Annotated in this window: 13 protein-coding genes; 8 read left to right on the forward strand and 5 right to left on the reverse strand. The window is 50.7% G+C overall.

Annotation, left to right across the window (positions count from 1 at the left end; translation table 11 throughout):
• The first annotated feature begins 15 nt into the window (after window positions 1-15).
• The gene (locus Q8O77_RS10125; RefSeq protein WP_305552745.1) at window positions 16-1,146 is read left to right on the forward strand and encodes a sodium ion-translocating decarboxylase subunit beta; all 1,131 of its coding nucleotides are present in this window, start codon (window positions 16-18) and stop codon (window positions 1,144-1,146) included.
• A 102-nt stretch (window positions 1,147-1,248) separates the two neighbouring features.
• On the opposite strand, the gene Q8O77_RS10130 is transcribed toward Q8O77_RS10125, so the two are convergent.
• A complete protein-coding gene (locus Q8O77_RS10130; protein WP_305552746.1) occupies window positions 1,249-2,595 on the reverse strand; it encodes a peptidoglycan DD-metalloendopeptidase family protein in 1,347 nt (448 codons plus the stop codon).
• Window positions 2,596-2,743: 148 nt separating this feature from the next.
• Between Q8O77_RS10130 and tyrS the strand changes: the two genes are divergently transcribed.
• Window positions 2,744-3,946, forward strand: a complete 1,203-nt coding sequence (tyrS, locus tag Q8O77_RS10135; protein WP_305552747.1) for a tyrosine--tRNA ligase — start codon at window positions 2,744-2,746, stop codon at window positions 3,944-3,946.
• A gap of 129 nt (window positions 3,947-4,075) precedes the next feature.
• Window positions 4,076-6,793, forward strand: coding sequence for an aconitate hydratase AcnA (gene acnA / locus Q8O77_RS10140; RefSeq protein ID WP_305552748.1), 2,718 nt, complete (start codon window positions 4,076-4,078; stop codon window positions 6,791-6,793).
• 37 nt (window positions 6,794-6,830) lie between these two features.
• Here acnA and Q8O77_RS10145 read toward each other — a convergent pair whose 3' ends face one another.
• Window positions 6,831-8,129: a mechanosensitive ion channel family protein gene (locus Q8O77_RS10145; RefSeq protein WP_305552749.1), complete on the reverse strand. Its 1,299-nt coding sequence runs from the start codon at window positions 8,127-8,129 to the stop codon at window positions 6,831-6,833.
• Between the two features lie 178 nt (window positions 8,130-8,307).
• Between Q8O77_RS10145 and Q8O77_RS10150 the strand changes: the two genes are divergently transcribed.
• Together Q8O77_RS10150 and Q8O77_RS10155 are read left to right on the forward strand one after the other, a co-directional pair.
• Window positions 8,308-9,150, forward strand: coding sequence for an SPFH domain-containing protein (locus Q8O77_RS10150; protein WP_305552750.1), 843 nt, complete (start codon window positions 8,308-8,310; stop codon window positions 9,148-9,150).
• 8 nt (window positions 9,151-9,158) lie between these two features.
• The gene (locus Q8O77_RS10155) at window positions 9,159-9,344 is read left to right on the forward strand and encodes an Arc family DNA-binding protein (protein ID WP_305552751.1); all 186 of its coding nucleotides are present in this window, start codon (window positions 9,159-9,161) and stop codon (window positions 9,342-9,344) included.
• 32 nt (window positions 9,345-9,376) lie between these two features.
• Here Q8O77_RS10155 and Q8O77_RS10160 read toward each other — a convergent pair whose 3' ends face one another.
• Entirely contained in the window at window positions 9,377-10,279 is a 903-nt protein-coding gene (locus tag Q8O77_RS10160) for an AEC family transporter (RefSeq protein WP_305552752.1), read from the reverse strand.
• Window positions 10,279-10,548, reverse strand: a complete 270-nt coding sequence (locus tag Q8O77_RS10165) for a GIY-YIG nuclease family protein (protein WP_305552753.1) — start codon at window positions 10,546-10,548, stop codon at window positions 10,279-10,281. Before Q8O77_RS10165 ends, Q8O77_RS10160 begins: the two co-directional genes overlap by 1 nt.
• Window positions 10,549-10,624: 76 nt before the next feature.
• Between Q8O77_RS10165 and Q8O77_RS10170 the strand changes: the two genes are divergently transcribed.
• From Q8O77_RS10170 to Q8O77_RS10180, 3 genes are all read left to right on the forward strand, one after another.
• Complete coding sequence (locus Q8O77_RS10170; RefSeq protein WP_305552754.1) at window positions 10,625-11,875, forward strand: DEAD/DEAH box helicase; 1,251 nt, start codon at window positions 10,625-10,627, stop codon at window positions 11,873-11,875.
• Window positions 11,876-12,000: 125 nt separating this feature from the next.
• Window positions 12,001-12,399, forward strand: coding sequence for an antitoxin Xre-like helix-turn-helix domain-containing protein (locus Q8O77_RS10175; RefSeq protein ID WP_305552755.1), 399 nt, complete (start codon window positions 12,001-12,003; stop codon window positions 12,397-12,399).
• Entirely contained in the window at window positions 12,393-13,106 is a 714-nt protein-coding gene (locus tag Q8O77_RS10180; RefSeq protein WP_305552756.1) for an RES family NAD+ phosphorylase, read from the forward strand. Before Q8O77_RS10175 ends, Q8O77_RS10180 begins: the two co-directional genes overlap by 7 nt.
• Window positions 13,107-13,118: 12 nt before the next feature.
• Here Q8O77_RS10180 and ppiC read toward each other — a convergent pair whose 3' ends face one another.
• Window positions 13,119-13,397, reverse strand: a complete 279-nt coding sequence (ppiC, locus tag Q8O77_RS10185) for a peptidylprolyl isomerase PpiC (protein ID WP_305552757.1) — start codon at window positions 13,395-13,397, stop codon at window positions 13,119-13,121.
• Between the last annotated feature and the right edge of the window lie 8 nt (window positions 13,398-13,405).

Genomic DNA, 13,405 nt, shown 5'->3' on the forward strand with positions numbered 1-13,405 from the left:
CGCTGAGGAATTTTCATGGACGCAGTAGCAACTTTAATCGCCTCTACCGGGCTGGTGAACTTCAGTGCCGGCCAGGTTGTGATGATGTTGGTCGGTTTCTTATTATTGTATCTGGCGATAGCGCGCGGTTTTGAGCCGCTGTTGCTGCTGCCAATTGGCTTTGGTGCCATTTTAACCAATATTCCGCTGGCCGGTATGGGGGAACCAGGCGGTTTACTGTATATGATTTATGAAGTGGGTATTGGCACCGGTATCTTTCCGTTGCTGATTTTTATGGGGGTAGGCGCCATGACCGACTTCGGCGCGCTTATCGCTAACCCACGTATGTTGTTTCTGGGCGCCGCGGCACAGTTTGGTATTTTTGCTACCTTATTAGGCGCTGTAGCACTAAATGCAGTACCGGGGCTTAGCTTTACCATGAAAGAAGCGTCAGCCATTGCCATTATCGGCGGGGCAGATGGCCCAACGGCCATATTCCTCGCGTCAAAACTTGCACCGGATTTACTCGGGGCTATAGCGGTTGCGGCTTATTCTTATATGGCACTGGTACCCATTATTCAGCCGCCTATTATGCGCGCACTTACTACCAAGGCTGAGCGCAATATCCAAATGGTACAACTGCGCGTAGTCAGCAAAAAAGAGAAAATTATTTTCCCCTTGCTGGTGTTACTGCTGACAATATTGCTGTTACCTACGGCCGCGCCGCTAATTGGTATGTTCTGTTTGGGTAACCTGATGCGTGAGTCGGGCGTGGTAGAGCGGTTAAATAAAACGGCGCAGAATGAGCTGATTAATATCGTCACCATCTTTCTTGGCTTAGCCGTAGGTTCAAAACTTAGCGCCGATAAGTTTCTAACTATGCAAACTCTGGGGATTTTAGTGCTGGGGGCGGTGGCTTTTGCTATTGGTACTGCATCGGGTGTATTGATGGCCAAGGTGATGGCGAAGTTCTCCAAACAGCCGATTAACCCGCTGATTGGTGCTGCCGGTGTGTCGGCTGTGCCCATGGCCGCACGGGTGGTTAATAAGGTGGGTTTAGAAGCCAACCCGCATAACTTCCTGCTGATGCATGCTATGGGACCCAATGTGGCCGGCGTAATAGGCTCAGCTGTCGCAGCAGGTATTCTGCTGGCGCTGGTAGGTTAGCGTTCTGCTGCAACAAAAAAGCCACCGCAAGGTGGCTTTTTTATGCTCAAACTAACCGTTTTATACTAACGAACCATATTATTGTTACGGCTGTTACGGCTGTTACGGCGCTGCGGTAGCGCTACCCGTTGTTTTGGCTAACAATACCCGCTCTTTAGTCATCAGCTGAGCAATAATGGGGGCTGCTTGTTGGCTGAACAAGCGTTTTTCTTCGCCCTGCAGTGGTGTCGCCTGAGGTAACTTCACGGTTCTCGGGTTGCGGTGTACGCCTGAGACTAAAAACTCATAGTGCAGGTGGGCACCGGTAACGCGGCCGGTACGGCCTAATTTGCCGATGGCCTGGCCCTGGCGCACTTTGTCACCCTTGGCTACCTGACGCTTGGACAAATGCAGGTACTTGGTTACGATGTTATTCGCATGCTGAATAAACACATAATGGCCGTTAAGGTTGTTGTAGGCTGAAGCAATAACGCGACCATCGCCTGCGGCCATAATGGGCGTGCCCACCGGTGCGACATAATCTACGCCATTGTGCGCGCGTACGGTTTTTAACACCGGATGCAAGCGGCGTGGGTTAAAGTTGGAGCTGACATACTGAAAACTCACCGGGGCGCGTAAAAACGCCTGGCGCATGCTGGCTCCGTCGGGCTTGTAATAGTTGCCGTCGGTATGGCGCACGGCCTGATACAAATGGCCCTGGTTCTGAAATTGCGCGGCAACGATATTACCGTTGCTGATAAATTCGCCATCAACGTACTGAGTTTCATATAACACGCTGAAACTGTCACCGCCGCGAATATCCAAACCAAAGTCGATATCCCAGCCAAAAATACCGGCCAGATTCATAATTTGTGCTTCGCTTAAGCCTGCTTCAATGCCCGCGCTCCAGAAGTTACTGCGAATTTCGGCACTGGCAAACTGGCTGCGCAGCTCTACTTCTTTTTTCAGCTCTTCAGCAACAAAGCTGCCTTCGCTGTTGCGGCTTATTCTTAAGGTGGTTAAGTGGTTCAGGGCATAACGTAATTCTTGCAGTTCGCCGGCGGCATCTAAGCCAAATTCCAGTTGCTCGCCCGGAAATAACCGCGTAAGGGTTTTTACCGGCTGGCCCAATGCTAACAGTTCCAGCATAACCTGTTGGCTAACATTGGCTTTTTTAAACAAGGCAGATAGGGCATCGCCTTTTTGTACCTGCAACGTCGACCAATTTAATGAGGCATCTTCTTCCGGCAGGGCCGGCAATTCAGCAATGGCTTGCTCCTGTGCTAAGTCTTCTGCGCTTTGCGGAATGTCTAAGCTGTAGCGTTTGCCAATTTCAAAGCCTGTGCTTTTATTGCCTTTGGATGCGGCTGCCTGCTCTGATGGCAGCAGCAATACGACAGATAAAAACACCGTGGTAGCTACGATAAGCACACGGTGTTGTTTCGGGATTTTGGTGACTAATTGACGCATAATACCAGTCTGAATTCAACAAATGCACAAAAACCGAGCATATACGGTTTTTTTGCCTGACACCAGACTTTTGTGCGTTTCGCCCGGGCTGAACATGCTATAGAATGCGGTTTGTTTGCGCAATCAGGTGAAAAATCAGGAGAGTAAAATGGCGAATTGGGAGCTGGCTTTAGCTGAATTAAAACGCGGCTGCGAAGAAATTCTGCTCGAAGAAGAGCTTATTGCCAAGTTAAAACAAGGCAAGCCGCTAAAAATAAAGGCTGGCTTTGACCCGACAGCACCGGATTTACACCTGGGCCATACGGTACTGATTAATAAATTACGCAGCTTTCAGCAGCTTGGCCATGAGGTGATTTTCCTGATTGGCGATTTTACCGGCATGATTGGCGACCCCAGCGGCAAAAACGTGACCCGCAAGCCACTGAGTCGCGAAGATGTACTGGCCAATGCCGAAACTTATAAAGAGCAGGTATTTAAGATACTTGACCCGGCCAAAACCCGGGTGGCGTTTAACTCAGAATGGATGGGTGAGCTCGGCGCTGCCGGTATGATTAAACTGGCTTCACGCCAAACCGTAGCGCGCATGCTGGAGCGTGACGATTTTAAAAAGCGCTATGCCAATAACCAGTCAATTGCTATTCACGAGTTTTTATATCCGCTGGTACAGGGCTGGGATTCTGTTGCGCTTGAAGCCGACGTTGAGATGGGCGGTACCGATCAGCGCTTTAACCTGCTGATGGGCCGTGAGCTGCAAAAAGATGAAGGTCAGCGCCCGCAAACGGTCATGATGGTGCCGCTGCTCGAAGGCTTGGATGGCGTGCAGAAGATGTCAAAATCGCTGGGTAATTACGTAGGTATTACCGATGCGCCAAATGATATGTTCGGTAAAATTATGTCGATTTCTGACGAGTTGATGTGGCGCTACTACGATTTGTTGAGCTTTAAGCCGATTGCAGAAATCAGTGCGTTAAAGCAGCAAGTTGCCGCCGGAGCTAACCCGCGTGATATCAAAATTTTACTGGCAAAAGAAATTATTGCCCGCTTCCATGATGAGGCCGCAGCAGAGGCAGCGCATCAGGATTTTACCCAACGCTTTAGCAAAAACGCATTGCCGGATGATATTGCTGAGGTTACGGTAACCGGTGATGGTGGCGCTATGCCAATTGCAAATTTATTAAAAGAAGCCGGGCTGGTGGACAGCACGTCAGAAGCGATCCGCATGATTAAGCAAGGTGCGGTAAAGCTGAACGGCGAAACGAAAATAGAAGACAGTAAACTGGACGTGGCCAAAGGCAGCACACAGATTTATCAGGTAGGTAAGCGTAAGTTCGCCAAAATAACCTTAATTTAATTATACTTAGCGCAACACCTCTGCCGGTGTTGCGCATCTCTTTTATCGCCCCTCTCACCGTTTAAGCCTCGTACCGCTGTGCTGATGAACTACACTGTAGTTTACTAAAGCCATTAATACGAGGTATGTATGACCACGTCCAACCCCTATGCCGACAACCTTACGGTGGCTAAACAGCAGTATGGTATTTTTAGCCTGAACAAGGCGGCTGCCAGCTTTGGTGATATCAGCCGCTTACCATTTTCGCTAAAGGTATTATTGGAAAACTTGCTGCGTAACCTGGATGGCGATACGGTAACCGATGCTGATATTCAGGCACTGGTCGACTGGCAAAAAACCGGCAGCTCGGAGCGCGAAATTGCTTTTCGTCCGGCGCGGGTATTAATGCAGGATTTTACCGGCGTGCCGGCAGTAGTTGATTTAGCGGCTATGCGCGCTACGGTAGCTGGGCTGGGTGAGGACCCGGATAAGGTAAATCCGTTATCACCGGTTGATTTAGTGATTGACCACTCGGTTATGGTCGACCGTTATGCTACAGAGCAGGCGTTTACACAAAACGTCGATATTGAAATGCAACGTAACCATGAGCGCTATGCCTTTTTGCGCTGGGGCGCTAAGGCGTTTGCCAATTTTCGTGTAGTGCCGCCCGGCACCGGTATTTGCCATCAGGTGAACCTGGAATATTTAGGCCAAAGCGTATGGGCAGAGCAAACTGACGATGGCATGCTGGCGTATCCGGATACGCTGGTGGGTACCGACTCCCATACCACCATGATTAATGCGCTGGGCATTTTAGGCTGGGGTGTCGGCGGTATTGAAGCTGAAGCCGCGATGCTGGGCCAGCCGGTGTCGATGATTATCCCTGAAGTGGTAGGCTTTGAATTTACCGGCGCCTTGCAAGCCGGCATCACCGCCACAGATTTAGTGCTGACGGTAACGCAAATACTGCGCAAGCATGGTGTAGTGGGTAAGTTTGTTGAGTTTTTCGGCGATGGCCTTGACCAGTTATCACTGGCGGATCGCGCTACCATTGCCAATATGGCGCCGGAGTATGGCGCGACCTGCGGCTTCTTTCCTGTCGATCAGATAACGCTGGATTATATGCAACTTACCGGGCGTGACGATGCCGTTATTGCCAGGGTTAAAGCTTATTGCCAGGCACAGGGCTTATGGCGGCAAAAAGGCGCTACGCCGATATTCACCGATACACTGCATCTGGATTTAAACACTGTGGTTGCCTCTCTGGCCGGGCCGAAGCGGCCGCAAGATAAGGTGACGTTAAGCACTCTGAAGCAGCACTGTAACGACACTATGGTGCTTGAGCCACAGGTGAGTAAAGCGCGCGACGCCGAAATGGTCAATGAAGGGGCAGCACAAGCAGAAGAGCAGCCGCACGAGCGCAGTTTTGAGTTGGATGGCCAGAGGGTACAATTGAATAACCATGCTGTGGTCATTGCAGCCATTACATCTTGTACCAATACCTCTAACCCCAGTGTGTTGATGGCGGCCGGCTTACTGGCAAAAAATGCCGTGGCCAAAGGCCTGAAACGCCAGCCTTGGGTAAAAAGTTCATTGGCGCCCGGTTCCAAGGTGGTGACCCGTTACCTGCAACAAGCCGGGTTGATGCAACCGCTGGAGCAACTGGGTTTTCATCTGGTGGGCTATGGCTGTACTACTTGTATCGGTAATTCCGGCCCGCTGGCAAAGCCGATAGAAAATGCTATCAGCAGTGCCGATCTGAATGTATCTGCTGTGTTATCGGGTAACCGCAATTTTGAAGGCCGTATTCATCCGCTGATTAAATCAAACTGGTTAGCATCGCCGCCGCTGGTAGTCGCTTTTGCCCTGGCCGGCACCATCAATATTGATTTAAGCAACCAACCATTGGGGCAGGACCAGGATGGTAAAGATGTGTACTTAAAAGATATCTGGCCTGATAGTAAAACCGTGGCTGCTGCTGTGGCTAAAGTTAACAGCAGTATGTTCAGCAAAGAATACGCGCAGGTGTTTGATGGTGATGAAAGCTGGCAAGCCATAGAGGTGCCGCAGGCAAAAACCTATGCCTGGCCGGAGTCGACTTATATTCGCCAGCCGGATTTTTTCCGCGGCTTAACCCGTCAACCCAAACCTGTCGCCGATATAGTCGGTGCCCGTTTGCTGGCAGTGCTGGGAGACTCTGTTACGACGGATCATATTTCACCGGCCGGTTCAATTAAGCAAAGCAGCCCCGCCGGCCAGTATTTACTCGATCATGGTATCGATAAAGCCGATTTTAACTCTTACGGCTCACGCCGCGGTAACCATGAAGTGATGGTGCGCGGTACTTTTGCCAATGTGCGTATTCGCAACGAAATGCTGCCCGGCAGTGAAGGTGGCGTAACAAAGCATTATCCGTCCGGTGAAACCTTGTCTATTTTTGATGCCGCTATGCGCTATCAGCAGCAGGAACTGCCGCTGATAGTTGTTGCCGGCAAAGAATATGGTACCGGTTCATCGCGCGACTGGGCAGCCAAGGGCACGCTGATGTTGGGCGTGCGGGCAGTACTGGCTGAATCTTTTGAACGTATTCACCGCTCTAACTTAATTGGTATGGGTGTGTTGCCATTGCAATTTGTGCCGGGTACAGACAGGAAAACGCTGCAGTTAACCGGAGAAGAGAGCTTTACGCTGCGGGGTCTTAATGATTTGAAACCACGGCAAAAGTTGCAGCTGATTATTACCTACGCCGATGGCGCCAAACAGGAGGTAGATGTGCATTGCCGTATAGATACCGGTAACGAGTTGGCGTACTACCAACACGGCGGTATTTTGCAGTATGTGCTGCGACGAATGATAGGCGAGGCGTAAAAATACAAAACGCGCCTGTTAAAGGCGCGTTTTAACGCTATTGCTCTGACGCCGGCGGTAGCAGGCCGGATTTTATATGCAGGTCGCGCTGCGGATACGGTATGGTGACACCCGCCTGTTTAAACGCGCGCCATATGGCGACATTGATATCCGATTTAACGGTATCTGCGCCGTATTCCGGGTCGGCTATCCACACCCGCAGTTCCAGTTCAATGCCATTGTCAGCAAAGTTTTTCAGCATTACCGTTGGTTCAGGTGACGTTAGCACGCGTTTGGACTTATTGGCACATTGCAGCATCAATGCCATCGCTTGTTCCGGGTCATCTTCGTAGCTTACCTGCACGGCAATTTTTACCCGCACATTGCGGTCTTCATAGCTCCAGTTAATTACTTCGGAAGTGATCAGGTTTTCGTTCGGGATCAGGGTGTCGACGCCCTCCCGGTTACGCACCACCACATAACGTGCTTTAAGTTCGTGCACCCAGCCAAAGTTTTCACCCACTGAAATAACGTCGCCGGGTTTAACACTGCGATCCAGCACCAGAATAAAGCCGCTGATAAAATTCGAGGCAATACGCTGCAAGCCGAAACCCAGGCCAACGCCAAGCGCTCCGCCAAATACCGCCAGCGAGCTGAGGTTAATGCCCACCGCATTCAGCGCAACTAAAAACGCTATGGTGATCAGCAAAAATTTACTGAACTTGCTAAAGCCCACCTGCATGCTGGGACTAATATGTTTAGTCTTCTTCATTTGCTGGTTTAGCAGCTCGGCCAACCACAGTGCCAACGTAAACGCCAGAATAATGACCAGGGTCAGCTTCACCGCACCCAGCAACGACAGCCGGCTTTCACCCAGCGTAAATGCCAGTGAGTCTGAGTCCATCAGGTTAAGCAGCGGCGTTAACCAGCCGGCCAGATGCAATACCACCAACAGCCAGATAATTACTGCTATCACCGGCTCGACGGATTTAACCAACGGGCCGTCGGAAAAGGCTTTACGCAGCCCATACAGCAGCAGACGGATCACGCCCAGCGCCAGAGCAATAGGGATAAGCAGTTGCAACAGGTTATGGCTCAGCTGATACAAGCTGAATAACCCGCTACAAATGGCCAGTAAGGCCGCCAGGCTAAAGGGCAATAAGATGCGGTGCGAGCTGCGCAGTGCGACATGGCGCAAGCCTTCACCACCGCTGTCCATCAAACGATGGCTCAGCAAGTGGTTTATGCTTGCCGCCAGTACAATACAACCGGCAATTGCTGACAGTTGGTACCACAATTCGGCTTGCTGCAGCTGCGTAATAAATTGCTGCCACCAGGTTAGGAGTTTTTCGGTCATATCCGCTATTCGGCTAAATTAAGTTATTGTTTTACCTTAGCAGAAAAGCCTGTCCGCGCCCATCGCTCTGTGCTGTCTGGTAAATGATCACAGCCATAGTTGCATTTTACAAAAAATGCGCTAAAGTGATATCAAAATAATATCACTTTAAGAGGGTTTGACAATGTTGCAGGAACGCATGATTAACAGTAAAGGTGGTTTTGGTATGATTGGCGTCTTGCTGCTATTGCAGCTGGCGGCGCTCGCAGGTATTGCTGTGTTACCCGGAGCAGTAAAGCTAATCGCCTTGTTACTGGCGATAGTAGTGTTTATTTGCTGGTTTGGCTTTTATATGGTGCATCCAAATCAGTCGGCAGTATTGCAGTTGTTTGGCCGCTATGTCGGCACTGATCTGAACAACGGCTTGCGCTGGTCAAACCCATTGTACAGCAAACAAAAGGTATCGCTCAGGGTACGTAACTTTGAAAGCAGCAAGATGAAGGTAAACGACAATGCCGGTAACCCGGTAGAGATTGCTGCTGTCGTCGTGTGGAAAGTGGTAGACAGTGCTGAAGCGGTGTTTGAAGTAGATAATTACGAAAATTTCGTCAGTATCCAAAGCGAGTCGGCTATTCGTCACCTGGCGTCCAGCTATGCTTATGACGCCGGTAACGATGAAGCTATAAGCCTGCGTAGCAGCACAGATGAAGTTACAGAGCTGCTGAAGCAGGAAATTCAGGCCCGGCTAAATAAAGCCGGGGTGCAGGTGCTTGAAGCGCGTATCAGCCATTTAGCTTATGCACCGGAAATCGCCAGCGCTATGTTGCAGCGTCAGCAGGCAGCCGCAATAGTTGCAGCGCGCCAGCAAATAGTCGAAGGCGCAGTCGGTATGGTGGAAACGGCACTGCAACGGTTGTCAGAGCGTAATGTGATAGAGCTGGATGATGAGCGTAAAGCGGCCATGGTAAGTAATTTGCTGGTGGTGTTGTGTGGTGATCATCATGTGCAGCCGGTAATTAATGCCGGCAGCTTGCACCAGTAGGAGTTGTTGTGGCAAAAAAAGCCTTTGCGTTACGTCTGGATGAAAAGATGCTCAGTGCCTTACAGCACTGGGCAGATGATGAGTTTCGCAGTATAAATGGCCAGATTGAATATCTGCTACATGAGGCGCTGAAAAAAGCCGGCCGTTTGCCTGCAGCGAAAAAAGCAGACGCAGACAGCGATGCCGGCAGTTAATCTGGTACTTAATCTGATAGTCAAAGTAACAGCTAATGCAATAACCAGGACACCAGCGGCAGCGTAAGCAGGCCGGTTAAAATACCCAGGCCAATAATGCCACTGACCAGGCGGGGCGCCAGCCCCGCCATTATGGCAATAGCACCGGCCGAGATCATCGGTGGCATCGCCGCCTGAAATATACTGATATTCACTGCTGTGCCACTGTAACCCAGGCTAAACCATAACAGCGCTGCCAATGCCGGCATTATCACCAGTTTAATACCCAGTGCGCTTAACAGGGGAGAAATTTCTGCTTTGCTAAATTTCACCGTTAAGGCGAAACCCACCGCTACCATTACCACCGGTACTAAGGTGGCGGCCAGATTATCAATCAGTTGCGTTGCCAGCGCTGGATACTCAGTACCGCGCAGCAGCAAGCCCAGCGCCAGCGCAATAAAAGAGGGAAAGGTAAGAATTTTTAGCGTGATGCCTTTCACCGTCGGTTTGGCGGCCGTGGGGCTATACAGGGCAGCAATAATGGTAACGTAAGTTGCCAGCGCAATAAAGGAGCCGACCTGGTCGTACACCACGGCGTAAGGCATAGCGCTGCTGCCAAACAAGGCTTCGGTCATTGGAAAGCCTAAAAACGAGGTATTGCCCAGTGGTAGCACTATTAATAAGGCGCCGGTAACTTCGCGTGACCAGTGCAGCAGTTTGCTTAGCAACAACACAGTAGCCACCACCGCCAGCAGCAAAAACCAGGGTGTGATGGCCGGAATAAGCAATTCTGCCGAGAACTGCAGTTGCGGTACATTTTTCAGGATAAGTGCCGGCAGCGCCACATACAGCACATACATATTCAGCGCAATGCCGCTGTTTTCCGGCATCGTGGGCAGGCGGCGTAACAGCACGCCTATCATTAAATAAGCCAGGATCAGAACAAAGTTATCCATCAAATCTCACTTTGGTTGTAGCGCTCTACCAGCGCCAGTTTGGCAGTTCTGGGTAGCTGTTTCAGTTGATATTCGGCTTTGGCTGCGCTGCTTTTATCACTCAGGCTTTGGCTGTAAACCAGGGTTAATGGCCCTTTGCCGCGTAGCGCCTTAGCACCACCGGCCAGTTCACCGCTATGCTGGCGCAGCCGGCGCTTAGGATCAGTGCTGATGCCGGTATACAGCATGCCATTGGCGGTTTGTACCATATACAAATACCAGCTGCTCACCGTGCTAACTCCGGAGCCTGCTGTTCTGCTATACTGCGCGCGTTATTCAGCTGGCTTTGGCAAAACAGGAATTTTAATGTCATTTCAATCTCTCGCCCTGGCGGCGCCTATATTACGTGTGCTGCAAGAGCAAGGCTATGATTCGGCCACCCCGGTGCAGCTGCAAAGTATACCGGTTATTTTAGCCGGTAAAGATGTGTTAGCCGGTGCGCAAACCGGTACCGGTAAAACGGCAGCCTTTACTTTACCGCTGCTGCAGCAGATGCTCAATGCGCCTAAGGTCGTAGCGCCAAATCAGGTGCGGGTGCTGGTGTTAACGCCTACCCGCGAGCTGGCGCAGCAAGTGTATGACAATGTGCGCAAGTATAGCCAGTACCTGACTACGCGTTCGGCGGTATTTTATGGCGGCGTATCGATTCGGCCGCAATATGACGAGGCAGAGCAGGGTTTGGATATCCTGGTAGCCACACCGGGCCGGCTGATTGATCACCTGCATCAGAAAACGGTGGATTTATCTGCGCTGGACGTACTGGTGCTGGATGAAGCCGATCGTATGCTGGATATGGGCTTTATTGTTGATATAAAACGCATTATGGCTAAATTGCCGGCGAAGCGGCAAACGCTGCTGTTCTCTGCTACCTATTCCAATGAAATTAAACAATTGGCAGATGAGCTGTTAAACAGCCCGCAGCTGATTGAAGTAGCGGCAACCAATGCCACTGCCGAGCGGGTAGAGCAACTGGCTTATCTGGTAGATAAGCACCGTAAGCGCGAATTGCTGTCGCATGTAATTGGTAAAAACAACTGGCCGCAGGTGCTGGTGTTTGTCCGTACCAAGCATGGCGCTGATCGCCTGGCCAAGCAACTGGCGAAAGACGGTTTAAAAAGCGCGGCTATCCATGGCGATAAAAGCCAGGGTGCCCGTACCAAAGCATTAGCCGATTTTAAAGCCGGCGCCGTGCGGATTCTGGTTGCCACTGATATTGCCGCCCGCGGTCTGGATATAAACGAGCTGCCCTATGTAGTGAATTACGATTTGCCGCAGGTGTCAGAAGACTATGTGCACCGTATCGGCCGCACCGGCCGTGCCGGTAACAGTGGTGTGGCATTAACATTGATCACACCGGAAGAGATAAAAGCGCTGCAGGACATAGAGCGGCTTATTCAGCAGGTGATTATCGCTAAAGTGCTGCCGGGCTATGAGCACGACCCTACCTTTGTTGCACCGGAGCAAGCGCAGGCGCGCCATGGTGACGGGCCGAAAAAGCCGGCAAAGAAAGGCATGCTTAAAGCTAAATTGCGCGCTAAGGCTTTAGGTAAGGCATAGAAGAGCAAAGCATAAAACGAAGCAGGCCATAGCGTCTGCTTTTTTAGGTGCATTAAATTCTCTGTGTGGACATATATTTATTATTGGTCTATATTGATAATAATTTAGTCAGGCACGAGGTTGTTATGCAGGCAGTACAGCTCGACAGACAAAGCCAACGGCAAGTCGCCGCAACAGGGCTTAAAACGGTTTTTACTATTCTGGATAAATGGCAATGCTCGCCCGAGCAAATCCAGCGTATGCTGCAAATCTCCAAAGCGGCGTATTACAAGTACCGTAATGATCCTTACTGCGCCAGCTTAACGCAGGACCAGGTAGAGCGCATAAGCTATCTGTTGAATATCCACAGCTGCTTACGGTTGCTGTTTGATAACCCGCAAAACCTGTATGGCTTTATGGCACTGCCTAACCATAACCCGTATTTTAACGGTAACAGCCCGCTGGATATTATCAGCAGCGGCCAGTTTGCTGCGCTGTACGAAACCTTTAAACATATCGATGCGCTGCGTGGTGGCATGTGGTAATAAAGGCAACTGAAAAGCCGGATGAGTTACCACAGGTTAAACTGCAACAGCAGCGTAGCTATCGCTTGATTAATTCCAAGTATCCGCCGGTATCGGTGTTTGATGATGTGGCTGATGCCGATGAGTTCGATGCCTTGTTTGAGCTACAAGCGTTAACCAACCCCAGGCTGCTGGCACAGGCAGGGAATTTAAGTTTATTGCCCCGCAGCAGCATTCCGTTTGGTATTGCCGGCTGCTCGTATGCCGTAGCGCCTTTTACTCATGTTAACCCCGCGGGCAGCCGCTTTTCTGACGGCCGCTTTGGCGTGCTGTATCTGGCTGACAGCGTGCAAACTGCTATCAGCGAGGTGGCCTATCATCAGGGCCGCTATTGGAGCAGGGTGCCCGGGCTGGCGTATGAGCGTTTTGTGTTTAAAGCTTTAAGTTGTGAGTTCAGCGATGTTAGCCTGACCGATCTAACCGGCTTAGCACCTCAACACAGCATTTATCATCCGCAAGATTACAGTGCAGCGCATGCACTGGGTATAAGTTTACGTGAGCAGGGCAGTGCCGGGGTGCAATATGGCTCGGTACGTAACAACGGGGCGCTGTGCTGGGGCTTGTTCAGCCCGCAATATGTGACACAGATGGTGCAAAGCGCGCATTATGAGATGATTTGGCAAACCGGCAGTATCAGTGCCATTAACCAGATTGTCAGCTTAAGCTAGCTACTGTATTCGCTAGCTGCGATACAGGGTTTTAATCAGGTGAAAGCCAAACTGGGTTTTTACCGGGCCCTGCACTTCTAATAGCGGGCCTTTAAATACAACATCATCAAAGGCTTTTACCATCTGGCCTTTACGGAACTCGCCTAAGTCGCCGCCTTTTTTACCCGACGGGCATTGTGAGTGCTGTTTGGCCAGTTTGCCAAAGTCCGCGCCTTTTTGCAGTTGCTGTTTTAGCTTGTCTGCTTGTTCCCGGGTTTTAACCAGTATATGTAAGGCGCAGGCTTTGGACATAGTATTGC

It is taken from the genome of Rheinheimera sp., assembly GCF_030690345.1.
GTDB lineage: Bacteria > Pseudomonadota > Gammaproteobacteria > Enterobacterales > Alteromonadaceae > Alishewanella.

Coding starts and splice junctions, on each gene's coding strand:
- Q8O77_RS10125 (WP_305552745.1), top strand. CDS start 16: ATGGACGCAGTAGCAACTTTAATCGCCTCTACCGGGCTGGTGAACTTC.
- Q8O77_RS10130 (WP_305552746.1), bottom strand. CDS start 2,595: ATGCGTCAATTAGTCACCAAAATCCCGAAACAACACCGTGTGCTTATC.
- tyrS (WP_305552747.1), top strand. CDS start 2,744: ATGGCGAATTGGGAGCTGGCTTTAGCTGAATTAAAACGCGGCTGCGAA.
- acnA (WP_305552748.1), top strand. CDS start 4,076: ATGACCACGTCCAACCCCTATGCCGACAACCTTACGGTGGCTAAACAG.
- Q8O77_RS10145 (WP_305552749.1), bottom strand. CDS start 8,129: ATGACCGAAAAACTCCTAACCTGGTGGCAGCAATTTATTACGCAGCTG.
- Q8O77_RS10150 (WP_305552750.1), top strand. CDS start 8,308: ATGATTAACAGTAAAGGTGGTTTTGGTATGATTGGCGTCTTGCTGCTA.
- Q8O77_RS10160 (WP_305552752.1), bottom strand. CDS start 10,279: ATGGATAACTTTGTTCTGATCCTGGCTTATTTAATGATAGGCGTGCTG.
- Q8O77_RS10170 (WP_305552754.1), top strand. CDS start 10,625: ATGTCATTTCAATCTCTCGCCCTGGCGGCGCCTATATTACGTGTGCTG.
- Q8O77_RS10175 (WP_305552755.1), top strand. CDS start 12,001: ATGCAGGCAGTACAGCTCGACAGACAAAGCCAACGGCAAGTCGCCGCA.
- ppiC (WP_305552757.1), bottom strand. CDS start 13,397: ATGTCCAAAGCCTGCGCCTTACATATACTGGTTAAAACCCGGGAACAA.